Here is a 23,392-nt window from a genome sequence, read left to right as displayed (position 1 = left end):
AACCAGCCTCAGCCCTTCAGAACGGCCTCCAGCTCGCGCCATTCCCGCGCCGACATGCCCGAGGTCTCCTTCGTGACCTCCTCGCCCTTCAGCATGCGCCGCACGCAATCCAGCGCCGAGGCGCTCAGCGTTTCCGCGCCCAGCCGGTATTCCTCGAAGGCGCCATAGGCGAAGGGCACCCAGTCGGCCACGATCTTGCAGATCTCCTCGGCGTAGACCCGGATTTCGTATTGCGCATGGGCATCCGCGCGCAGCCGCAGGAAGTGGAACAGGTTGTGCAGATCCACCTTCCAGTACCATTGCGTGTAGATATTCGCCGGCAGGTTCATCCGCGCCAGTTCACGCGCCAGCCCCTGCTGCCCGTCCGAAGAGATCATCTCCTCGTAATGGTCATAGGCCCGCGTGCTGTCGGATTTCAGCAGCTCCAGCACCCGCGCCGCCTCTTCGCCTTCCAGCGCCGATCCCCGGCCCTGGTTGTTCACCTCGGACTGCGCCGCGACATGCTCGGGCGCGGGGATGTAAAATTCCCGGTCCAGGATCGAATAGCGCGCCGAATATTCGTTCACGTTCGCCGTCCGGTGCCGGATCCACTGCCGCGCCACGAAGACCGGCAGCTTGACGTGCAGCTTGACCTCGCACATCTCGAAGGGCGTCGAATGCCAGTGCCGCATCAGGTAGCGGATCAGCCCGTCGTCGTTCTGCACCGACTTGGTGCCGCGGCCATAGGACACCCGCGCCGCCTGACAGATCGCCGCGTCGTCGCCCATGTAGTCGACGACCCGCACAAAGCCATGGTCCAGCACCTGGTAGGGCTTGTAGAGATGCGCCTCCATCCCCGGCGCGGTGGCCCGCAGCGTGGACTGTGCCTGGCTGCGCAGTTCAGAAATTTCGGCAAGCTGTTCCGGTGACAGGCCCATGGCGGCACTTCCCTCTCATGCGAGTCGCCCCCTACCATATCTGGCGTCAGCCCCGGATGAAACGCCATATGCAGTATGGCATTTCGATCATGCCCGGCTCTCAATCGCCTCGACGAATCGTGAACTTCATTGACTTCAAAGGGGTTCGCGCGAAAAATCGGGCAAAATCGTGTACAAAAAACACCGAGGCAGACAGGCATGAACAGGTTTATTGCCGCCGCACTTGCGGCGGGCATTGCGGTGTCGGGATGCGGGGACGGCAACCCGTTCGACGACAACGCCGAAGACACCGACGGCGGCAACGGCGAGGGCACGGACGGCAGCGATCCCGACGGCATCGACGGGGACAGCGGCCTGCCCCCCGGTACCGCCTCGCCCACCCCGTCGTCGTCCATCGTGCGCACCGAACCGACCGAAGCGGACGGCGGCAATCCCGGCGACGGCTTTGTCACCAGCGTGTCCTACGACGCCTCGAACGATACCTTCTTCGTCGACAACCTCGGCTTCGACGGCGACAATGTCTACCAGCGCGGCACCGCCGTCTCGAGCCTTGGGCCCTATGCCGTCTACGAGGCCAGCGCCACCTATCCCGACAGCATCACCGGCGCGCCGATCAGCCAGTTCGCGCACCGGGCGATCTATGGCGTCAGCCCCTCGGGCAACACCCAGTTCGCCATCGTGCGGACGGGCGATTACATCGACTACGGCTTCGGCGGCTTCATCTACCAGCGCAACGGCGGCATGACCCTGCCCGATTCCGGCCAGGCCCGCTACAGCGGCGACTACGCCGGGCTGCGCGATTTCAACGGGGCCGGCGGCCTGCAATACACCACCGCCACGATCGACATGGCCATCGATTTCGAGGATTTCAATTCCACCACCGGCCGCCGCGGCGACGCGGTGCGGGGCCAGATCACCGACCGGGTGATCTATGACATCAACGGCAACGACATCACCCAGCAGGTCGTCAACGGCATCAACGCCAGTTCCGATTCCAGCCTGGACGCCATGCCCGCGATCGTCTTCCGGGTCGGTCCGGGCGTGATGAACGACAACGGCGAAATCGCCGGCACCGTCGCCAGCAATTTCGGCGACAACAGCGGCAACGCGGTCGCCTTCGAAGAGGGCAATTACTACGCCATCGTCTCGGGCGACGACGCCGCCGAGATCGTGGGCATCGTCGTCACCGAAACCAACGTCGGCCAGCCCGACAACGTGACGGTGCGCGAGACCGGCGGCTTCGTCGTCGTCCGCTAAGAGGATGCGCCTGCCCGGCCTCGCGGCCGCCCTTGCCCTGTGCCTTGTGACGGATCCGGCCCCCGCCGCCGGATCCGACCCCGTGCAGCTGACCCCTGGCCAGATGCGCGTCGCCGCCTCGGACAGCCTTGCCGTGGGCGCCCCGCAGCAGGCCCTGGCCCTGGCCGATGCCCTGCTTGCCCGCGACGCGCAAGACCTGCCCGCCCTGCTGATCCGCGCCCGCGCCCTGCGCGATCTGGGACAGACCGACGCGGCCAAGACCGCCGCGCGCCAGGCCTGGGACCTTGCCGAGGAAGACCCGGACCAGTTCGCCTCGGCCATGGTGATGGCGCAGGTCCTGTCCACGGCGGGGCAGAAGACGCTGGCGCAGCTCTGGCTGCGCCGCGCGGTCGAAATCGCCCCGCACGAGAACCTCGAGGCCATGGCGATCCGCGACTTCAAGTACGTGCGCGCCACCAACCCCTGGTCGTCGCGCTTCAGCTTCTCGATCACGCCGGACAGCAACATCAACAACGGCTCCGCCTACCGGACCTCCTTCCTGAACTACGAGCTGACCGAGGCGCTCTTTGGCCAGCCCGTGCAATACCAGCTGACCGGCGCCGCCGTGGCGCTTTCGGGGATCGAGTTCGAGCTGGGCGCCGATACCCGCTACCGCTTCTGGCAGACCGCGACCCGGGCGCAGGATCTCTATCTCTCGCTGGATTACCGCCATTTCGAGCTGACCGGTGACGCCAAATCCGAAGCACCGGGCGTCAAGGGATCGGATTTCGACTTTGCCTCGGTCTTTGCCGGCTACGGCTATCGCGCGTTCAACTTCGGCGAGGACGGCGAATTCGCCTTTCGCGCGGATGCCGGGCAATCCTGGTACGGATACGAACAATTCGCCCGCTACCTGCGCGCCTCGGCGCTGCAATCCTACGCCCTTACCGGGACCACGCGGATCAACGGGCGTATCGCGGGCGAATGGCAATACGGGATCAACACCGCCGACGTGAACACCTACTCGGCGGAAACCTGGGCGGCGCATTTCTTCCCCAACGGCCGGCAGCTGCGCGTGGTCCTGTCGGGTGCTGTGACCGACAGCCCCGTCGCCTCGGAAGAATATGTCGAGGCCGGGCTGGGCGCCTCGCTGGTGCTCGGAGAGATCTTCGACGGCGCGGGCCTGCAGATGGGGCTGGATTACCGCGGGCGCGACTACGATGTCTCGCCCCATTCGCCGGACGGGCGGCAGGATCACCGTGTCTCGGCCTCGGCCACGGTGATCTTCACCGGGCTGGACTACTTCGGTTTCAACCCGACGATGACGGTTTACGCGCAGAACACCGAAAGCAACATCGCCCTCTACGAGGCCCGGCGCTTCGGCATCAATTTCGGGATCCAGTCGGCTTTTTGACCCGCCCCCGCTCGACAGTGACAAGGGGGACGTTAGGATGGGCCAACACCAAGGAGTCCCCGACATGACCATCAAATATCTGCACACCATGGTTCGCGTGAAGGATCTCGAGAAGACCATGGCGTTCTTCGAACTGCTGGGCCTCAGGGAAACCCGCCGCACCGACAGCGAGCAGGGCCGCTTTTCGCTGATCTTCATGGCGCCTCCGGGCCAGGAAGAATGCCCGGTGGAGCTGACCTACAACTGGGACGGCGACGAGGGCCTGCCCAGCGACAGCCGTCACTTCGGGCACCTCGCCTACCAGGTCGATAACATCTACGAGATGTGCCAGCACCTGCAGGACAACGGCGTGACCATCAACCGGCCGCCGCGCGACGGCTGGATGGCCTTTGTCCGCTCGCCCGACAATATCTCGGTCGAGCTGCTGCAGAAGGGCGAGCGGCTGGAGCCGGCAGAACCCTGGGCCAGCATGGAAAACACCGGACACTGGTGACGCCGCGCGCCGCATCTCTTGCGGCGGGTCTCGCCGCCGGTCTGGCCGGGGTCTTCGGGGTCACCGAAGCCTCGGCCGCAGCCGAGTGCCGGCTGGCGCTGGTACTGGCGATGGATGTCTCCTCCTCCGTCGATGCGCAGGAGGACGCGCTGCAAAGGGGCGGCCTGGCCTCTGCCCTGCTGGCCCCCGAGGTCCAGACCGCGTTGTTTGCCAGCGACATGCACGTGGCGCTGGCCGTCTTCGAATGGAGCGGGCGGTACAATCACGAGGTCCTGGTCGACTGGACCCTGATCGACAGCCGCGCCGCGCTGTTTGCCGTGGCCCAGGCGATCGGCGCATCGACCCGCAGCCACGATGAATTCCCCACCGCCATGGGTTATGCCCTGGGCTATGCCGCCGGCCTTCTGGACCGCGCACCGCCCTGCCTGTTCCAGACCGTGGACGTCGCCGGCGACGGCGAGAACAACGAAGGCTTCGCCCCCTCCCGCGCCTACCGGCATTTCCCCTTCGCCGGTGTCGTGGTGAACGGGCTGGCCATCGACGGCGCCAATTCGGAACCCGAGGTCAGCCTGGAACACTACTACCGCAACGAGGTCATCCGCGGCCCCGGCGCCTTTGTCGAGGTGGCGCGCGGCTTCGAGGATTACGAACGCGCCATGCGCCGCAAGCTGGAGCGCGAGCTGCGCCCCCGCGTCGTGGGCGAGCTTGACCAGCGCCCCGGGAGCCCGGGGTGACACAAGGCCTCCGGCGGCTTCGGGCCATGGCGTATGCCGTTTGCACTGCCTTGTCTGTGTCCCTGCCCCTGTCCATGGCCCCGGCCGCCGCGACGGCCGAATGCCGGCAGGCGCTGGTGCTGGCGCTGGACGTGTCCGGGTCGGTCGATTCGATCGAGTATCGGATGCAACTTGACGGGCTGGCCGCCGCGCTGAACCACCCCGAAGTGCGGCGGGCGATCCTGGCCATGCCGCAGGCGCCGGTGGACATCGCCGTCTTCGAATGGAGCGCGCCGGACTACCAGCGCCACCTGGTGCCCTGGACCTCGGTCACCTCGGCCGGGGCGCTGGACGGCATCATCGCGCGTCTGCGCGGCACCGCCCGCACCGCCGCCCCGCCGGGCACCGCCCTAGGCAGCGCGGTGCGCATCGGCGGCGCGATGCTCGACGCGCATCCGGGATGCTGGATCCACACGCTGGATGTCTCGGGCGATGGCAAGCACAACATGGGCCCCCATCCGCGCAGCCTTCAGCCCTGGCTGGCAGCGCGCGACATCACCGTGAACGCGCTTGTGATCGGCGTCGACGACCCGCGCCAGGGGGATGCCCGGCAAGACGACGTGGCGGGCCTCAGCTCCTATTTCCGGGCCTACGTGATCGCGGGCCCCGGCGCCTTCGTGGAAACCGCCCTGGGCTTTGCCGACTACGAGGCCGCCATGGTGCGCAAGCTGTTGCGAGAGCTCGAGGGGCTCAACCTCGCAACCCTGAAGCCCGACAATCCGCTCACCGGACAATAAGTCCCCACCGTGGGCCCCAAGGCAGCGACCGGACACGAACGACTCTCCGACCCCGGTCCCACCCTAGCCCCGACATCCCGGATCGGCCCCTGATGTCCGGCAGGCAGGACAGGTACGTCCGATGATCGAATTCCCGACGATCCCGGGGCAGAGCTTTCACCACCATCCCGCCTGCCGCCGCAGATCACGAAGACCTTGATCCGCTGATCGTATATCAAAGCCTCACCGATCGATAAGGCACCCGGGCCAGCCCGGCCATGGTTCCGGCGGAGTCTAGAAACGAACATGAGACGCCAGATCCTGCGATCAGCGTCTCATCTCGGCATATCTGTCCCAGGGCCATCCGCCGGCTACTCACAACAGTCGAAGGCGTCTTGGGTCCGGCCGTTCCCGTCGCCGGTTCCGGACCCGTGCAGGCGCCGCGCCGGAGCGTCAGTAGATATAACGGATCTGGTCGGTCCAGTAGCGTTCCACCCGGCGCAACGCTCCGGTGATGTCCTCGATGCCCGCGGCATCGATCACGCCCTTTTCCTGAAGGCCCTCCGCATGGCGAAGGAAGAGCTGGTCCACGACATCGCGGATCTCGCGCCCCCGGGGTGTCAGCCGCACGCGCACGGACCGGCGGTCGATCTCGCACCGCTGATGGTGCATGTAGCCCATCTCAACCAGCTTTTTCAGGTTGTAGCTGACGTTGCTGCCCTGGTAGTAGCCACGGCTTTTCAACTCGCCGGCCGTGACCTCGTTGTCGCCGATGTTGAACAGAAGCAACGCCTGCACGGCGTTGATCTCCAAGACTCCGACCCGTTCGAATTCGTCCTTGATCACATCCAGAAGCAGACGGTGCAGGCGTTCGACCAAGGCCAACGCCTCAAGGTACCCGGCCATGAACCCGGCTCTTCCAGAAGGCGCAAGGGGCTTGTCCATACGCATGTTTCACTCCGACTCAAACTGCTCGGACCGAAAGTGGCAACAAAACCCCAAGAATCGGTTAAACGAGAAAAACCGATCTATTTCTGGTAGTTCTCCGCGATGTCATCAACCATGGCGGCATACACCCCTTCGGCCGGGCTTTGGCCCGTGACCCAAGCATAGAGATCCTGGTCGTTTTCGCCAAGAAGTTGATCGAAGAGATTCAACTCGCCTTCGTTCATCGTCTCCAGACGGGCGTCCGCATAGGCCGAAAGGATCAGGTCCATTTCCCTGATCCCGCGCCGCATTGCCCGCATTTTCAATCGCTTGACCCGCGTCTCGCGCGGCTCCACCACGGCTCAGCCCTCCTGCATGAGGGTGCGCAGCCGCTTTTCGATGCGCGCCGCGTGCTCGGCATTCGCGCGCATCTGGCTGCGCAGCTCGCGCAACTCTGCGGCGAGTTCCGCCAGCCCCACGCTTTGCGGATCCTCGGGCTGCGGCGGTTCGGGCCCGTCGCCCTCTCCGGTCAGGAGCCAGATGATCGAGACATTCAGAAGCCCCGACATCATCTGCAACCGGTTGGCCCGCGGGTCCGACCGGTCCTCTTCCCAGGCCACGATCGTGCCCTTCTTGACACCCAGCCGGCGCGCCAGCTGCGCCTGGCTCATGCCGGCCTGCTCGCGTGCCCCGGCCATCCGGTCTCCGAAGGTGGCCGCATCCGGCCCGTACCAATCGTCGTCGCTCATCTTGCCTCCCGTCCGGCGGCTTTCGCCGCTTGATCGCAATTGGGCTGAACCCTATGACAGTTCGGGCAAACATTCAAACCGAGGCCCGAAAATGTCCTTCCTCTCAGCGACGCTCGACCGCGTGAAACCGTCTCCGACCGTGGCCGTGACCACCAAGGCGCGGGAGCTGAAGGCCGCCGGCCGCGATGTCATCGGCCTGGGCGCGGGCGAACCCGATTTCGACACGCCCGACAACATCAAGGACGCCGCGATCGACGCGATTCGCCGGGGCGAGACGAAGTACACCGCCCCCGACGGCATCCCCGAGCTGAAGCAGGCGATCTGCGCCAAGTTCCTGCGCGACAACGACCTGACCTACACGCCCGCGCAGATTTCGGTCTCCACCGGCGGCAAGCAGGTGCTTTACAACGCGCTGATGGCCACGCTGAACCCAGGCGACGAGGTCATCATCCCCGCCCCCTACTGGGTCAGCTATCCCGACATGGTGCGGCTGGCCGGCGGCGAGCCGGTTGTCGTGGAATGCGGCATCGAAAACGGCTTCCTGATGACGCCAGACCAGCTCGAGGCGGCGATCACGCCCAACACCAAGTGGCTGATTTTCAACTCTCCTTCGAACCCCACGGGCGCCGGCTATACCCGCAACCAGCTCAAGGCGCTGACCGACGTGCTGATGCGCCATCCCCATGTCTGGGTGATGTCGGACGACATGTACGAACACCTCGTCTACGACGGCTTCGAATTCGCCAGCCCGGCCCAGGTGGAACCCGGCCTCTACGATCGCACGCTGACCGTGAACGGCGTCTCGAAGGCCTATGCCATGACCGGCTGGCGCATCGGCTATGCCGGCGGGCCCGAGCCGCTGATCGCCGCCATGCGCAAGATCCAGTCGCAGTCCACGACCAACCCCTGCTCGATCTCGCAATGGGCCTCGGTCGAGGCGCTGAACGGGCCGCAGGATTTCATCGAACCCAACAACGCGGTCTTCCGCCGCCGCCGCGACCTGGTGGTCGACAAGCTGAACGCGATCGACGGCATCACCTGCCCGGTGCCGGACGGGGCGTTCTACGTCTATCCCTCGATCGCCGGGCTGATCGGCAAGACCTCGGCCGGCGGCGTGAAGATCACCGATGACGAGGCCTTCGCCACCGCCCTGCTCGAGGAGGCCAACGTCGCCGTGGTCTTCGGCGCGGCCTTCGGCCTCTCGCCGAACTTCCGCATCAGCTACGCGACCTCGGATGACGCGCTGGAGCAGGCCTGCGCCCGGATCGCCGATTTCTGTGCCGGCCTGACGGAATGAGCGCCGCGCTTCCAGATTATTACTTCCGGGTCCGGGAGAACGGCGCCTTCGTCTACCGGGTCGATACGCAGAACCGGCACCGGCGGATCGAGATGGACCAGATCGCCGTGGTCAACATCCGCAACGGCGAGGTCAAGCCGCATGGCGACCGCAGCCTGACGGCGGATGACCGCGCGGCGATCGACAGCTGGATGGAAGAGCGTCGGGCCCTGCTGGCCCGGCGCGACATGGACGACATCCACCGCGCCATCGACTACCTGAACATGACGGCCCACTGGGTGCAGAGCAAGGCCAGCGACGACCAGCTCGAAGAGGTCACCGATGCGCTGCTGCTGGCGATGCATGACCTGCGCAGCGTGCTGGTGCGGAAGAAGTCCGACCGCCTGCTGAAACGCGACGCCGACGGCGCGTCTGACTGACCGCTCCGGGCTGCCCGTGTAGGGTGGGTTTCCAACCCACCGCGCCGGCACCACGCCCACCTCCGCCGTAGGGTGGGGTTTCACCCCACCGCGGGCGCCGCCCGTCAGACCGGCACGGCCGCCCCGACCTGCCCCACGGCCCGTCCCCAGAACCGCCAGAGCAGCAGCACCGCCGCCGTCGCCAGCCCCGACACCAGGCCCAGCCAGACCCCGATGCCGCCCAGCCCGGCCACGAACCCCAGGATGTAAGAGGCCGGCAGGCCCACCACCCAGTAGCCCACGGCGGCCATCACCATCGGCACGGTCGTGTCATGCAGCCCGCGGAGCAGCCCCAGCGCCACCACCTGCGCCCCGTCCACCAGCTGGAACAGCGCCGCGATCGTCACCAGCCCGACGCCGATCGCCAGGATCTGCGGCCGGTTCGGGTTGTCGGGCTCCAGGAACAGGCCCAGCAGCTGTTCGGGGATCGACAGGAACACCGCGATCGTGATCAGCGAGACCACCAGCGACAGGATCAGCACCCCCGTCGCCCCGCGCCGCAGCCCCAGCCCGTCGTCCCGACCCTGCGCCTGGCCCGCGCGCACCGTCGCCGCGTTGGACAAGCCGAGATGCACCATGAAGGTCGCCGTTCCAAGCTGGATCGCGATGCCATGCGCCGCCAGCGGGATCGTCCCCAGCCAGCCCATCAGAACGGTCGACCCGGCAAAGAGGCTCACCTCCGACAGGGTCGTGATCCCGATCGGCCCGCCCATCCGGAACACCTTGAAGAACATCTCCCAGTCCGCACGCCAGAACCGCACGAAAAGCTGGTGCTCGGGCCGCGCGATCACCGCGTAGGCCGCGGCGCCGGCCAGCGCGGTCGTGTGCGTGATGATCGATGCCCAGGCCGCGCCCACCGCGCCCAGCGGCGGCAGGCCGAAATTGCCGAAGATCAGGACGTAATTGCCGAAGACGTTCATCACCGCCGCCGCCAGCGTCACCCACAGGATGATCCGCGTCCGTTCCAGCGCGGCCAGGTAGCTCTTCAGAACCATGACGATCAGCGCGGGAAAGATCCCCCAGCCCGCCACCCGCAGGTAATCGGCGGCGAGCCCCGCGACCGCGTCGGTCTGGCCCAGCGCCAGCAGGATCTCCTCCGCCCACCAGAAGGCCGGCATCGCCAGCGCGGAATACAGCAGCGACAGCCACAGCCCCATCCGCGTGGCCCGCCGCACGCCGGTCTGGTCGCCCTTCGCGGCAAAGGTCGCCACCATCGGCATCACCGCCCAGGCAAAACCCGCGCCGAACAGGAAGAAGGTGATGAAGTAGCTGCCCGCCAGCGTGACGGCGGCCAGCGCCTCCACCGAATACCAGCCCAGCATGACCGTATCGGTCAGCTGGATGGCGAATTGCGCAAGGTGCCCGCCGATCAGGGGCAGGCCAAGCACAAGCGTGGCACGCATATGCTGCAGAAGGGACATCGGTGCGGTCATGCGGTGCCATTAGGGGGCCTCTCGTCCGGGCGCAAGGGCCATGCCCCCATCGGCGGGGCGCGTGTCACCGCCCGTTTCGATCGGCCCGTGACCCGGGACGCCCCGTCACCCTGTCCTGCGCCGCTCCGGTGCCGCGCGCAGCGGCCTGGCCCTGCCCCTCCGCCCGGGTCGGTCCCGGGGCTCACCTTCACGCCTGCCCGCGCAGCCCCGACCAGATCGCCGAGACACGGGCGCTCCAGCCTTCCGGCACGGGCTGGCGCGGCGGCGTCGTCTCGTGCAGCTTTTCGGACCGGTCGCGCCCGACCTCGCGCGGCGCGCGCAGCACCATGACCTTGGCCCAGCCGCGCCAGGACCCCAGCGAGGGCGCCGTCGCATCGCAGGGGTACCGCGCCTTCCAGCCCTCGGGCAGCGGCAGCCCGCTTTCCTCCGCCCGTTCCAGCATCCAGACCAGCGAGACATTCGCCAGCGGCCGCGCCGCGTCGAACCCGTCCAGCTGGCCGCCCACGTCGCCATGCGTGCCGCGAAACCACATCTGTTCCAGCCGCCCCGACCAGCCCGGCGGTGTCGTCCACATCACCGGCTCGTAGGCCAGCCGCGTCTCGTCCCGCGCCAGCGCGTGAAAGCCCGCCTTCACCGAGGGGCCGAGATTGTGGTTGTGATAGGAATGCCGGCTGCGCACCATCCGCCACAGGATCGGCACCTTCAGCCCCAGCGCCTTCACCGTGTCCCAGACGCCGACCATCTCGATCGTCACGGTTCCGGGCGGGTGGCAGAACTGCCGCGAAAAGGCCGCCGCCGCATGGCCATAGGGGTTCTGTTCATACAGGCGGTAGGCCTGCCGCACGTTGCGATGGGTGGCATGTTCGGGCCGCAACAGCCCCACCATGTCGATCACCCCCGCCAGCGACCGCACCGCGAAGGCCCCGCGCGAGAAGCCGAACAGGAACACCTTGTCCCCCGGCCGGTAGCGCGACGCCAGCCGGCCATAGGCCCGCCGGATCCTGCGGCTGGTCCCCTTGCCCCGCAGCACGTCCATCGTCGATCGCCAGTTGGGCCATTGCACGCCCTTCTCGTAATGCACCAGCAGCGGCGCACCGACCTCGCGGCACAGCTTGTAGGTCCGGCCGGCGTTGGTCTCCTCGCCCGGCTCGAGGGTCGAAAGCGTCCCGTCCAGGATGATCACGTGGATCCGCGCGGGCAACTCCTTGCCCGGCGCCGCCGGCTCGGCCCACCTCAGCCGGCCGATCAGGCGCGAGACATGATCACTCAGCGGCGACAGGGGCATCCCTGAGCATTTCCCAGACCCTGAGCGGCGTGAACGGCATATCCGCCTGCCGCACACCGCAATTCCACAGCGCGTCCTGCACCGCATTCGATACCGCCGCCAGCGCGCCGACTGTTCCGGCCTCGCCACAGCCCTTCATGCCCATAAGGTTCGCCGTCGACGGCACCGGCTCTGACGTGAAGGAAATCATGGGCATATCATAGGCCCTCGGCAGCGCGTAGTCCATGAACGTCGCGGTCAGAAGCTGCCCGTCCTCGTCGAACACGACGTGTTCCGTCAGCGCCTGGCCCACGCCCTGCGCCACCCCGCCATGCACCTGCCCCTCGGCCAGCATCGGGTTGATGAGGTTGCCGAAATCATCGACCACCGTGTACCGCTCCAGCGTGACCTGCCCGGTCTCGGGATCGACCGACACCTCGGCCACGTGGCAGCCGTTGGGATAGGACCGCCCCGGAAGCTCGGCAGTTTCCTGGTGCACAAGCAGGTCCTCCCGCTGATCCTCGCGCGCCATCTGCGCGGCCTCGACCATCGTCGGCGTCAGGTTCGACCCCGGCGCGCGGAAGGTTTCGGCGTCGAATTCGACCGCGTCCGGCTCAACCCCCATCTTTTCGGCCAGGTAGGGAATGAAGGCCGCCACCATCGCATCCACCGTGGCCAGCGTCGCCGTATTCTGCGTGGTGACGGACCGCGAGCCCCCGGTGCCGCCGCCCTTGGCGATCAGATCGCTGTCGCCCTGCACCACGCGGATCAGATCGGCGGGAATGCCGGTCTGGTCCGACAGGAACCTGGCATAGACGGTCTCGTGCCCCTGCCCGTTCGACTGTGTGCCGACATAGATGCTCACCGTGCCATCCTCATGGAATTCCACCTTCGCGGTCTCGGAAGGATCGCCCAGAATACTTTCGATATAGTAACACAGCCCCAGACCCCGGAATCGTCCCTCGGCCTCGTCCGCCGCGCGGCGTCCGGCAAAGCCCGCAAGGTCCGCCTCCGCCTCGGCCCGGCCCAGCACCCGGGAAAAATCGCCCACGTCATACGTCTCGCCCGTGGCGGTCGTGTAGGGGAACTGGTCCGGCTTGATGAAATTGATCCGCCGCAGCTCCAGCGGATCGACGCCCAGCTCGCGCGCCGCCCGGTCCATCACCCGTTCCAGCAGATAGATCGCCTCGGGCCGCCCGGCGCCGCGATAGGCATCGACCTGGGTGGTGTTGGTGAAATAGCCCTCGACCTGCAGCCACGTGGTCTGCACGTCATAGGTTCCCATCAGCACCCGGCTGAACAGCTCGGTCTGGATCGGCTGGCCATAGACGGAATTGTAGGCGCCCAGGTTGCACCGCGTGGTCACACGGTAGGCGGTGATGCGGTTGTGTTCGTCAAAGGCCAGCTCGGCCAGCGAGACCAGGTCCCGGCCGGCGTTGTCGGCCATCATCGCCTCGGACCGGTCCGACATCCAGCGCACCGGACGCCCCAGCGCCCGCGCCGCGTGGGCGACCGAGAAATATACGGGGTATGGCCCCGATTTCATGCCAAAGCCGCCGCCGACGTCGGGGTTGGTGATCCGCACCGCCTCTGCGTTCAGCCCCAGCGCCTGCGCCAGCAGCGCCTTCATCCCCCAGACGCCCTGCCCGTTGAACGACAGGTGGATCCGTTCTCCCTCGGCCTCGGCATAGCAGCCGCGCGGCTCCATCGAATTGACGATGACCCGGTTGTCGCCGACCTCCAGGCGCACGGTCTTCGCGGCTGCGGCAAAGGCCGCCTCTGTCGCCGTCTCGTCGCCCAAACCCCAGTCGAAGGCCAGGTTGTCGGGCGCGGCGTCATGGATCATCGGCCCGCCCTTCGCGAGGTCCAGCTTCGCGGGCAGGTCCTTGAGGTCGTACTCGATCAGCTCGGCCGCGTCGCGCGCCTGCTCAAGCGTCTCGGCCAGGACCACGGCCATGGGCTCGCCCACGAAACAGACCTTGCCCTTCGCCAGCATCGGACGCAGCGGCGCCGCCCCCATGGACCCGTCGCGGTTCTTCACCACCGTCGCGGGGATGGCGATGTCCAGCCCGGCGGCTTCCAGGTCCTCGATCGTGTAGACGGCCGCCACGCCCTCGGCCGCGCGCGCCTCGGCCACGTCAAGCGTGACGATTTCGGCATGGGCCACGGGGCTGCGCAGGTAATAGGCATGCAGGGCGTCCCCGGGCGCGATGTCGTCCACGTAGCGGCCCGCGCCGGTCAGAAAGCGCACATCCTCGACCCGCTTGGCCGGCTGGCTCTTGCCGAACTTCTCCATCGTCGCAACTCCTGTCAGCTCGCTTGATGCGACACTAGTCACAGGCTCGGCCATGTCCAGTGACAGCCCCGCGACAGGGCGGGCGATTGCCCGGGACCCGGGCGCCCCCGGGTACGCGGCGGGCAGCGCGCGCAGTCATGCATCACCGCAGGTTGGAATGGACTGGCGGGCGCTTGCGTCATACAAAAATGCATGAACTGGCAGAACATTTGCTTCGACTGGAACCAGGTCCGCGCCTTTCTCGTCACCGCCGAGGAGGGCTCGCTCTCGGCCGCCGCCCGCGCGATGGGCGCAACCCAGCCAACGCTCGGCCGGCAGGTGGCGGCGCTAGAGGACAGCCTGGGCGTCACCCTCTTCGAACGGACCGGGCGCAGCATGGTGCTGACCCGCTCGGGCCGGATCCTGCTGGATCATGTCCGCGCGATGGGCGACGCGGCGGCGCAGCTCTCGCTCGCGGCCTCGGGCCAGGCGCAATCGGTCGAGGGGCCGGTCTCGATCACCGCCTCGGACGCCATGTCGGCCTGGCAGCTGCCGCCGGTGATCGACCGCCTGCGCGACCTTGCGCCCGGCATCACGGTCGACCTGGTGCCCGGCAACGACATCCGCGACCTGCGCCGGCGCGAGGCAGATATCGCGCTCCGCCACGCCCGCCCCGAACAGCCCGACCTGATCGCCCGCCGCCTGCGCGACACCCAGGCCCATCTCTGGGCCGCGCGCCGCTACCTCGCCCGCGCAGGCGGCCACCCCGCGACCCTGCAGGATCTGGCGCGCATGGCCTTCGTTGGCTTTGACGCCACCGACCGCCTGACAGACGAGCTGCGCCGCCGCGGCCTGCCGGTCACCCGCGACCAGGTCCGCTGCAACTCGGCCAATGGCGCGCTGTCCTGGCAGCTGGTGCGCCAGGGGCTGGGCATCGGTGTCATGACGCGCGAGGTCGGCGATCTGACGCCCGAGGTCGAGATGATCCTGCCCGACGCTTTCCCGCCGATCCCGGTCGAAACCTGGCTGACCACCCACCGCGAGCTGCACACGTCCCGCCCGATCCGCATGGTCTTCGACCTGCTGGCCGAGACCTTCGGCTGACATCAGGCACAGCAGCCGCGAGACCGGCCGGCAACGGCCGGGCGAGCCCCCGCGCCTATTGCATCTGCAACGGCCAGATCAGCGGGATCAGCAGCGACACCAGAAGCCCCATCGACAGGTTCAGCGGGATCCCGACCTTCATGAAATCGGTGAATCTGTAGCCCCCCGGACCATAGACCAGCATGTTGGTCTGGTACCCGATGGGCGTCGCGAACGAGGCCGAGGCGGCGATCATCACCGCCACCACCAGCGCCCGCGCATCCACGCCCAGCGCCGCGGCCAGCCCGATGGCGATCGGCGTCATCACCACGGCGACCGCGTTGTTCGACACCAGCTCCGTCAGCACCGAGGTCAGCAGGTACACCGCCCACACCACCAGCGCCGGCGGCAGCATCGACAGCCCCGGCGCGATGGCATTCACGATCAGCTCCACCGCGCCCGAACTCTCCAGTGCCGCCCCGATCGCCAGCATCGAGAAGATCAGCGCCAGCAACCGCCCGTCGACAAAGGAAAACGCCTCGTCCGCATCGATACAGCCGGTGACCAGCACCAGCGCCACGGCCAGCACCGACAGCATCAGGATCGGCGCCACGCCAAGTGCGGCCAGCACCACGATCCCCAGCAACGCGCCGATGGCGATCGGCGCATGGTTGCGCCGGAACGCCCGGGCCGAGGGCTTCGACACGTCGACCAGCTCCATCTCGGCCGCCAGCCTCTGGATATCCTCCGGCGCGCCCTCCAGCAGCAGCGTGTCGCCCACGCGCACCACCAGCTCGTCAAGCTGCCGGCCGATGTTCTGGTTGCGCCGGTGCGCGGCCAGCACATAGACCCCGAACCGCCGCCGCAGCCGCAGCGAGCCCAGAGAACGCCCCACCATCCGGCAGCCCGGCGTGATCAGCACCTCGACCGTCTCGGTCGCCACGGCCGACACCTGGTCGACCCGCTTCAGCTCCTTGTTGCGCTGCAGGCTCAGCAATTCGGTCATCTGCGTGCGCAGCACCACCCGGTCGCCCACCTGCAGCTCGACCCCGTCCAGGTTGCGCCGCAGCGAGGCATCGCCGCGCACCACGTCGACCAGCCGCACGCCCTCGCGCTTGAACAGCTGCACGCCCAGCACCTCGCGCCCGATCAGGTTGCTGTCGGGCGGGATCACCGCCTCGGTGAAGAACTTCATGCGGCTGCGGTCGCTCAGCAGCGTCGCCATGGAATCCCGCTCCGGCAACAGCCTGGAGCCGATGAAATACAGATAGATCGCCCCCCAGGCGACCACCACCAGCCCGATCGGCGTGACCTCGAAGATCGTGAAGGGCTCCATCCCGGAACTGCGCGCGACCCCGTCGACAAGCAGGTTGGTCGATGTCCCGATCAGCGTCAGCGTACCGCCCATGATCGCCGCATAGCTCAGCGGGATCAGCAGCTTGCTCGCCGCGATGTCCAGCGACCGGGCGATCTGGATCACCACCGGGATCATCACCACCACCACCGGCGTGTTCGACACCACAGCCGAGGCCAGCACCACGAAGAGCCCAAGCATCCCCACCGCAAGCTTCGGGTTGGACGCGGCCTGCCCCTGCGCCAGCGACGTGAAACTGTCGAGAGCCCCTGTCCGCACCAATGCCCCCATGATCAGGAACATCGCGGCAATCGTCCAGGGCGCCGGGTTGGCCAGCACCGGCAGCGCCGCCTCATAGGGCAGCACGCCGGTGATCAGCATCAACGAGACCCCCGACAGCGCCACCACCTCGGTCGGCAGCGTCTCGCGCAGAAAAGCCACGAACATGCCCGCGACGATCACCAGCGCCAGGACGGCCTGGCCGGTTTCACCCAATTGAAGCAGTTGCATGATTGCCCTGTCTTGCCCCTCGGACGCGGGCCTCTACGAGGCGCGCGAAACACTCTCATCGATTGGGGGCTCTTCCGCAAGCCTGCTCTGCCGTCTTGGCTGCACGAGGAAAATGCCGCTGATAACCAGCACAAAAGCCAGCCAGGTGACGGCCGCATACCGTTCGCCCAGAAAGATCATCGAAGCCAGAATGCCGAAGGCGGTCACCAGGTACGACACCTGCACGGCAAAGACCGCCCCCGCCGCGCCGACCAGCCAGACATAGCCGGAATAGGCCATGATCGAGATCAGCGAATAGCCCACCAGCGCCCAGTCCGCCGCCCCGAAGACGCGCAGGGGCGAAATGAACTGCCCCGTCGCCAGCGCCAGCGGCAGCACCATCGCCGCCCCCGTCAACGAGGCCCCCAGCATGACCTGGAACGGATCCATCCCCGCGGTGCCGAACCGCGCGACGTAATTGCCCTCGATGGCATAGCAGCAGGGCGCGATCATCGCGATCGCGATCCAGCCCAGCGCGCCCGCGCCCGCCCCCGGCAGGCTGGCCCCGGGCAGGATCAGCAGAAGCGTTCCGCCCAGCCCCACCAGAAGCCCCAGAAAGCGGCGCATGGCAAAGCCTTCCAACCCCAGCGCCATGGCCAGCGGAAAGGCCATCATCGGCACCAGCGAAATCACGATCGACATCACGCCGGCGGGCAGATGCGCGATGGCGCTGTAGAAGGCCGCGCTGGGGATCACCGATCCGGTCAGCGCCAGCACGATCCAGGTCCGCCACTGGGCGGGCCCCACACTCGGCGGCTTGCGCCGGCCCAGCGCGATGGCGGCCAGCAGGGCCGCCCCGATCAGCGATTGCCAGAAAATCAGGCCGAAATGCCCGTATCCCGTGCTGACCGCGATTTTCGACAAGGGCATCGACAGGCCCCATCCCAGCGCCACCGCGATCATCGCGCCAAAGGCCGCCAGCCGAAACCGTGCCTGCATGCGCCGGCCTCCGGTCAGGGCGCCGACGGCTGCAGACGGCCGCCGACCCGGATCATCCGGATCTCTTCCGCCGCGCCGGTCCGGTCGTCGGTGCGCAGGAAAACGCCGGACAGCGTCGCCTCGCCCTCGGCCGGGGTAAATCGCCCCTTGGCCATGCCGGTGATGAAGCGGCGCATGGGCTCGGCCTTGTCCATGCCGATGACCGAATGGTAATCGCCGCACATGCCCGCATCGGTCAGGTAACCGGTGCCGCCCGGCAGGATCTGCGCATCCGCCGTGGGCACATGGGTATGGGTGCCCACCACCAGGCTGGCCTTGCCGTCGCAGAAATGGCCCATCGCCATCTTCTCGGATGTCGCCTCGCAATGCATGTCGACGATGACCGCCTGCGCCAGCCCGCCCCGCGGATGCGCGCGCAGCACGGAATCGACGGCCGAGAACGGATCGTCGAAGGGCCGCTTCATGAAGACCTGGCCCAGCACCTGGCAGACCAGCACCTTGCGCCCGTTCGTGGCCTGGAACAGGCGATAGCCCTTGCCCGGCGCCGCCTTGGCGAAGTTCAGCGGGCGGATGATGCGGCTGTCGCTCTCGATGGCCTGCATCATGTCCTTCTGGTCGAAGGCATGATCGCCCAGCGTGACGCAATCCGCGCCGGCGTCGAAGATCAGCTTCGCATGGGCGCCCGACAGCCCCATGCCGTTGGTGGCGTTCTCGCCGTTGACCACGACGAAATCGAGCCGCCAGTCGGCGCGCAGTCTGGGCAGGTGTTCGGCAATTGCGTTTCGGCCGGACCGGCCCATGACATCGCCAAGAAAGAGGAGTCGCATGCGCTACTGGTAGTGTGGGCCTTTCCCCTGCGCAAGCTGGCCCGTGCCCCCCCGCGTCAACCGATTGAGCATGTGCAAGATTTTTCGTCCGAAAAATCTCGCCCCCCGCCGCCACCGCGCCGCCGGGGCCATGGCTCAGCCCGGCAGGGTGACGACGATGGCTCCCCGGTCGGTCGCGACGACCGTATGCTCGTACTGGACCGCCGGCGCGGGCGGCATTCCGTGAAGCGTCCAGCCGTCGTCGCCGGTATCAGCCCAGAGCGCGCCCCGGGACAGGAACGGCTCCACCGTCAGGACCAGCCCCCGGTTGATCCGGCGCCGCTCGCCCCGGACCGACCAGGTCGGGATTTCCTCGGGATATTCGTGCAGCGCTTGCCCGACCCCGTGGCTTGCCAGGTTCCGGATCAGCGTATAGCCGCGAGGCGACGCGAAGGCCTCGATCGCCCGTCCGATGCCCGCAAGCGGGCGGTCCGCGCCGACCTGCGCGATGCCGATCTGCATGGCGCGTCTTCCGTCCCGCAACAGCCGGTCGAGCCCCGGCGCCACCCGCCCCACCCGGAACGTCGCGCCCGTGTCCGCGAAGTAACCCTTTTTCGAGGCGGAGACGTCGATGTTCACCAGATCGCCCTCGTGGATGCTCCTGTCCCCGGGCACGCCATGCGCGACCTCTTCGTTGACGCTGATGCAGGTCGCACCCGGAAACCCGTAGACGGCCTCCGGCGCCGATTTCGCCCCCGCCGTCTCCAGCAGCCCGCGTCCGATGTCGTCCAGTTCTCCCGTGGTCATCCCCGGCTCGATCGCCCGCGCCATCGCCTGAAGCGTGTTCGCGACGATCCGGCCGATCTCCCTGAGATGCTCCAGCTCTTCTTCCCGTGTGATCGTCATGTCCCGTTTCTCATGTTCATCGTCCTCGCCGCCGGGCCACCCGGCCCGCGCCGCCTAGCCGGCCCTGCCCGGCTGCAGCACCCGCGTCTCGGTCACGATCATGTCCAGCGGCTGGTCCGTCGGCTCCAGCGGCAGCCCCTCCGCCTCCTGCGCGTCATAGGCGAAGCCGATGGCCAGCGTCGCCCGCTTGGCGCGCAGCATCTCGAGCGTGCGGTCGTAGAACCCGCCGCCATAGCCCAGCCGTCCGCCGCCCGCGTCGAAGGCCACCAGCGGCACGATCAGGATCTCCGGCTCCAGGAAATCGTCCACCTCCGGCACCATCGCACCGAACGGTCCTTCCCTCAGCGCCCCGTCCGGCTCCCAGCGCGAGAACTTCAGCGGCTGGCCCTTCGCCATGATCACCGGCACGGCCACCGGCCCGTGCGCCGCCGCCTCGGCCATGGCCGGCAGCGGGTCGATCTCGGTCCGGATCGCCATGTAGCCCGACAGCGGCACGCCGCGATAGCCGGCCAGAACCTCCGACAGCCGCCCCGCCGCACCGGGCGCCGCCGCCGCATGGGCCTCGGCCCGCCGTGCGAAGGCCGCCTTGCGCGCCGCCGCCTTGATCTCCGCCAGGTCCTTCATTCCGCGCCTCCCTTCCGTCGCATCACAACAAGATCACCGTCGCCAGCCCGAGGAAGGCGAAGAAGCCCATCATGTCCGTCATCGTCGTCACGAACGTCCCCGAGGCCAGCGCCGGGTCCACCCCCAACCGGTCCAGCGTCACCGGCACCAGTGTCCCCGCCAGCGCCGCCACCAGCATGTTCACGATCAGCGCCGCGGCGATCACCAGCCCCAGCTGCGGCATCCCGAACCACACCATGCCCACGATCCCCAGGCAGACCGCGAAGGCCACCCCGTTCATCAGCCCCACCGTCGCCTCGCGCCGGACCACCCGCATCAGGTTCGCCGCCGTCAGGTCGCGCGTCGCCAGAGCACGGACCGACACCGTCAGCGTCTGCGTCCCGGCATTCCCGCCCATCGACGCCACGATCGGCAGCAGCACCGCAAGCGCCACGAAGGCCTCGATCGTGTCCTCGAACTGCGCGATCACGATCGACGACAGCACCGCCGTGCACATGTTGATGAACAGCCACGGCAGCCGGCTCTTCGAGGTCTCGATCACCCCTTCCGACAGCGAACTCTCCGTCACACCGGCCAGCAGCAGGATGTCTTCCTCGTGTTCCTCGTCCAGCACGATCATCGCGTCGTCGATCGTGATCACACCGATCAGCCGCCCGTCGTCATCGACCACTGGGGCCGAGATCAGGTGATACTGGTTGAAGGCATAGGCCACGTCCTCCTCGTCCTGGGTGACGGGAATGACGCGAAAGGACTCCTCGGCCAGGTCGGCCAGCTTCACCTCGCGCCGCGAGGCCATCAACCGCCCCAGCGTGACATTGGCCATCGGCCGCATACGCGGATCGACCAGCACGATATGGTAGAACTGGTCCGGCAGATCCTCGGTGTTGCGCATGTAGTCGATCGCCTCGCCCACCGTCCAGTGATCCGGCGCCCAGACCACCTCGCGCTGCATCAGACGCCCGGCCGAGCCCTCCGGGAAGGACAGCGCCTGCTGCACCGCGACCCGGTCGCTGTCTTCCAGCGCGCCCAGGATCGCCTCGGCGTCGGCGTCGTCCATGTCCTCGACCAGGTCGACGACGTCGTCGCTTTCCAGCGTCCGCACCGCCTCGGCCAGCTGGTCGGGATCAAGGAACCGGATCACCTCCTCGCGCAGGCTCTCGTCCAGTTCCGACAGGATGTCGCCGTGGATGTCGCCGGAATACAGCCGGATGAACCGGCCCCGGTCATAGGGGTTGAACTGCTCCAGAAGGTCGGCGATGTCGGCCGCGTGCATCGGCGCGGTCAGGCTTTCCAGAAGCTCCGGATCCTCGACATCCAGCGCATAGAGAATCCCCGCCCAGGTCTTCCGGTCGAGCGCATAGGCCTGCTCTTCGCGCTCTTCCACGACGTCTGGCGTTTCCGTCTCTTCGGACATGCTCGGCTTCCTTCTGCTCTTGCCGCGACCATAGGCCGGCCCCGTTGGCCGAGACAATGCCGCAGGGCAGCAAGGTCCCGATTTACCCGGGCCGGGTGCGCGGATAGGGTCTTCGGCGACGGGGCACAACATAGGGCAGATGCGAATGACGACGACAAGGCTCGTGACCGGGCGGCTGCTGCGCTTTTCGGCCGATCCCTTCGCGGGCGATCCGCTGGCCGCAGCCCGGGTCGAGACCGATGCCGCGATGCTCCTGCAGGACGGCCATATCGTTCAGATCGGCCAGGCCGGGCAGCTTCGCGCCGCCCATCCTGACGCCCCGGTCACCGATTACGGCACCCGCCTGATCGTGCCTGGCTTCGTCGACGCCCATGCGCATTATCCCCAGACCGCGATGATCGCCTCCTGGGGCAAGCGGCTGATCGACTGGCTGAACATCTACACCTTTCCCGAGGAAATGCGCTTTGCCGATCCGGCCTATGCCGCCGGGATCGCCTCGCGATACTTCGACCTGACCGCCGCCCATGGCACCACGACCATGTGCTCCTTCTGCACGATCCACCCCGCCAGTGTTGAGGCGTTTTTCGCGCAGGCGCAGACCCGCCGCCAGCGCGTGGTCGCCGGCAAGACCTGCATGGACCGCAACGCGCCCGAGGGCCTGCGCGACACCGCGCAATCGGCCTATGACGACAGCAAGGCGCTGCTGGGCCGCTGGCACGGCACCGACCGCATCTCCTACGCGATCACGCCGCGGTTCTCGCCCACCTCGACGCCCGACCAGCTGGAGGCGATGGGCGCGCTCTGGGCCGAACACCCCGACTGCCTGATGCAGACCCATCTCAGCGAACAGACAGACGAGATCGCCTGGGTCCGGGACCTCTTCCCGCAGGCGCGCGATTACCTCGACACCTACGAGGCCTTCGGCCTGCTGGGCGGGCGCGGCCTTTACGGCCACGCGATCCACCTGGAGCCGCGCGAACGCGACCGCCTGCGCGAGACCGGCGCCGGGCTGGTGCATTGCCCGACGTCCAACACCTTCATCGGCTCGGGCCTCTTCGACATGGACGGGCTGATGCGCGAGGGCCACCGGATCGGGCTGGCCACCGACACCGGCGGCGGCTCCTCCTTCTCGATGCTGCGCACCATGGCCGCCGCCTACGAGATCGCCCAGCTGCGCGGCCGCGCCCTGCATCCGGCCGAACTTTTGTGGCTGGCGACGGCCGGCAGCGCCCAGGCCCTGCACATGGGCGATCGCATCGGCCGGCTGGAGCAGGGCTTCGAGGCGGATTTCGTCGTGCTCGACCTCGCCTCCACCCCCGCCATCGCGCAACGCGCGGCCAGGGCCGAAGACCCCTGGGAAGAGATCTTTCCCACGATCATGATGGGCGATGACCGCGCGATCCATGCGGTGTGGATCGACGGCGAAGAGGCGACGCGCTAAAGGACGGCACCCAAGCCCCCCAACACTCGCATCGCGCCACTGACCGTCTCTCCATCCCCGGCACTCCCCCCAAGCTTCTCTCCCGGTCCGGAATCAAGCCGAAGGCGCCGGACCAGCGGCGGCCCGCCCCCCGGGCTGCCGCTTTGGTGACGCCAGCACAGAACTCCCCGCCGGGAGAACGATTGCACCATAAAGCACACCCGCACAAAGGTCAGAGCGGCACCCCACGGGCCGCCTCCCGTTGCGACAGTGTCGATGTTTCGCGGATTGCGCATGGCGGCAAACACCCTTCAAACCGCCCGCCGGCACCACCGCCAGATCCAT

General features: G+C 67.6%; 22 protein-coding genes. 9 read left to right on the top strand and 13 right to left on the bottom strand.

From position 1 onward, the window contains the following. Positions 1 to 8: 8 nt before the first annotated feature. On the bottom strand, positions 9 to 917 hold the full coding sequence (gene thyX, locus ATO3_RS15920) for an FAD-dependent thymidylate synthase (RefSeq protein WP_088650868.1): 909 nt from the start codon (positions 915 to 917) through the stop codon (positions 9 to 11). A 198-nt stretch (positions 918 to 1,115) separates the two neighbouring features. On the opposite strand from thyX, the gene ATO3_RS15915 reads away from it, so the two are divergent. The 5 genes from ATO3_RS15915 (at position 1,116) to ATO3_RS15895 (ending at position 5,570) form a co-directional block, all read left to right on the top strand. Beyond that, complete coding sequence (locus ATO3_RS15915; protein WP_088650867.1) at positions 1,116 to 2,174, top strand: hypothetical protein; 1,059 nt, start codon at positions 1,116 to 1,118, stop codon at positions 2,172 to 2,174. Between the two features lie 82 nt (positions 2,175 to 2,256). Then, positions 2,257 to 3,567 (top strand): porin family protein, encoded by a 1,311-nt coding sequence (locus ATO3_RS15910; RefSeq protein ID WP_158217984.1) that lies wholly within the window; start codon positions 2,257 to 2,259, stop codon positions 3,565 to 3,567. Positions 3,568 to 3,631: 64 nt separating this feature from the next. Beyond that, positions 3,632 to 4,060, top strand: coding sequence for a VOC family protein (locus ATO3_RS15905; protein WP_088650865.1), 429 nt, complete (start codon positions 3,632 to 3,634; stop codon positions 4,058 to 4,060). Further along, a complete protein-coding gene (locus ATO3_RS15900; protein WP_088650864.1) occupies positions 4,057 to 4,794 on the top strand; it encodes a DUF1194 domain-containing protein in 738 nt (245 codons plus the stop codon). The genes ATO3_RS15905 and ATO3_RS15900 overlap by 4 nt, the downstream gene beginning before the upstream one ends. Positions 4,795 to 4,868: 74 nt before the next feature. Continuing rightward, on the top strand, positions 4,869 to 5,570 hold the full coding sequence (locus ATO3_RS15895; protein ID WP_233152175.1) for a DUF1194 domain-containing protein: 702 nt from the start codon (positions 4,869 to 4,871) through the stop codon (positions 5,568 to 5,570). A gap of 432 nt (positions 5,571 to 6,002) precedes the next feature. On the opposite strand, the gene ATO3_RS15890 is transcribed toward ATO3_RS15895, so the two are convergent. The 3 genes from ATO3_RS15890 to ATO3_RS15880 form a co-directional block, all read right to left on the bottom strand. Further along, positions 6,003 to 6,494, bottom strand: a complete 492-nt coding sequence (locus ATO3_RS15890; protein ID WP_088650862.1) for a MarR family winged helix-turn-helix transcriptional regulator — start codon at positions 6,492 to 6,494, stop codon at positions 6,003 to 6,005. A gap of 83 nt (positions 6,495 to 6,577) precedes the next feature. Beyond that, a complete protein-coding gene (locus ATO3_RS15885; RefSeq protein WP_233152174.1) occupies positions 6,578 to 6,835 on the bottom strand; it encodes a succinate dehydrogenase assembly factor 2 in 258 nt (85 codons plus the stop codon). A gap of 3 nt (positions 6,836 to 6,838) precedes the next feature. Then, positions 6,839 to 7,225, bottom strand: a complete 387-nt coding sequence (locus tag ATO3_RS15880) for a helix-turn-helix domain-containing protein (protein WP_088650861.1) — start codon at positions 7,223 to 7,225, stop codon at positions 6,839 to 6,841. 91 nt (positions 7,226 to 7,316) lie between these two features. On the opposite strand from ATO3_RS15880, the gene ATO3_RS15875 reads away from it, so the two are divergent. Beyond that, entirely contained in the window at positions 7,317 to 8,522 is a 1,206-nt protein-coding gene (locus ATO3_RS15875; protein ID WP_088650860.1) for a pyridoxal phosphate-dependent aminotransferase, read from the top strand. Then, the gene (locus tag ATO3_RS15870) at positions 8,519 to 8,941 is read left to right on the top strand and encodes a hypothetical protein (RefSeq protein WP_088650859.1); all 423 of its coding nucleotides are present in this window, start codon (positions 8,519 to 8,521) and stop codon (positions 8,939 to 8,941) included. The genes ATO3_RS15875 and ATO3_RS15870 overlap by 4 nt, the downstream gene beginning before the upstream one ends. Before the next feature lie 104 nt (positions 8,942 to 9,045). On the opposite strand, the gene ATO3_RS15865 is transcribed toward ATO3_RS15870, so the two are convergent. The 3 genes from ATO3_RS15865 to ATO3_RS15855 form a co-directional block, all read right to left on the bottom strand. After that, a complete protein-coding gene (locus tag ATO3_RS15865) occupies positions 9,046 to 10,401 on the bottom strand; it encodes an MATE family efflux transporter (protein ID WP_233152173.1) in 1,356 nt (451 codons plus the stop codon). Between the two features lie 199 nt (positions 10,402 to 10,600). After that, positions 10,601 to 11,698 (bottom strand): DUF2235 domain-containing protein, encoded by a 1,098-nt coding sequence (locus tag ATO3_RS15860; RefSeq protein WP_088650989.1) that lies wholly within the window; start codon positions 11,696 to 11,698, stop codon positions 10,601 to 10,603. Beyond that, the gene (locus ATO3_RS15855) at positions 11,676 to 13,973 is read right to left on the bottom strand and encodes a xanthine dehydrogenase family protein molybdopterin-binding subunit (protein WP_088650857.1); all 2,298 of its coding nucleotides are present in this window, start codon (positions 13,971 to 13,973) and stop codon (positions 11,676 to 11,678) included. Before ATO3_RS15855 ends, ATO3_RS15860 begins: the two co-directional genes overlap by 23 nt. Positions 13,974 to 14,165: 192 nt before the next feature. On the opposite strand from ATO3_RS15855, the gene ATO3_RS15850 reads away from it, so the two are divergent. Next, entirely contained in the window at positions 14,166 to 15,056 is an 891-nt protein-coding gene (locus ATO3_RS15850) for a LysR family transcriptional regulator (protein ID WP_088650856.1), read from the top strand. A 55-nt stretch (positions 15,057 to 15,111) separates the two neighbouring features. Here the strand turns inward: ATO3_RS15850 and ATO3_RS15845 are convergent, their stop codons facing one another. The 6 genes from ATO3_RS15845 to mgtE all read right to left on the bottom strand — a co-directional run bounded on the left by ATO3_RS15845 (position 15,112) and on the right by mgtE (position 21,627). Continuing rightward, entirely contained in the window at positions 15,112 to 16,899 is a 1,788-nt protein-coding gene (locus ATO3_RS15845) for an SLC13 family permease (RefSeq protein WP_088650855.1), read from the bottom strand. A gap of 33 nt (positions 16,900 to 16,932) precedes the next feature. Continuing rightward, complete coding sequence (locus tag ATO3_RS15840; protein ID WP_233152172.1) at positions 16,933 to 17,877, bottom strand: DMT family transporter; 945 nt, start codon at positions 17,875 to 17,877, stop codon at positions 16,933 to 16,935. Between the two features lie 14 nt (positions 17,878 to 17,891). After that, positions 17,892 to 18,704 (bottom strand): TIGR00282 family metallophosphoesterase, encoded by an 813-nt coding sequence (locus ATO3_RS15835; RefSeq protein WP_088650854.1) that lies wholly within the window; start codon positions 18,702 to 18,704, stop codon positions 17,892 to 17,894. Between the two features lie 135 nt (positions 18,705 to 18,839). Beyond that, entirely contained in the window at positions 18,840 to 19,589 is a 750-nt protein-coding gene (gene map, locus ATO3_RS15830) for a type I methionyl aminopeptidase (RefSeq protein WP_088650853.1), read from the bottom strand. Between the two features lie 54 nt (positions 19,590 to 19,643). Then, entirely contained in the window at positions 19,644 to 20,213 is a 570-nt protein-coding gene (locus ATO3_RS15825; RefSeq protein WP_088650852.1) for a 5-formyltetrahydrofolate cyclo-ligase, read from the bottom strand. A 22-nt stretch (positions 20,214 to 20,235) separates the two neighbouring features. After that, positions 20,236 to 21,627 (bottom strand): magnesium transporter, encoded by a 1,392-nt coding sequence (mgtE, locus tag ATO3_RS15820; protein WP_088650851.1) that lies wholly within the window; start codon positions 21,625 to 21,627, stop codon positions 20,236 to 20,238. A 145-nt stretch (positions 21,628 to 21,772) separates the two neighbouring features. Here mgtE and guaD point away from each other — a divergent pair, with 145 nt between their 5' ends. Beyond that, complete coding sequence (gene guaD / locus ATO3_RS15815; protein WP_088650850.1) at positions 21,773 to 23,068, top strand: guanine deaminase; 1,296 nt, start codon at positions 21,773 to 21,775, stop codon at positions 23,066 to 23,068. Positions 23,069 to 23,392 lie beyond the last annotated feature (324 nt).

Origin of the sequence: Marinibacterium profundimaris (genome assembly GCF_002210095.1) — a bacterium.
GTDB lineage: Bacteria > Pseudomonadota > Alphaproteobacteria > Rhodobacterales > Rhodobacteraceae > Marinibacterium > Marinibacterium profundimaris.
This window is presented reverse-complemented; position numbering and strand designations above follow the sequence as displayed.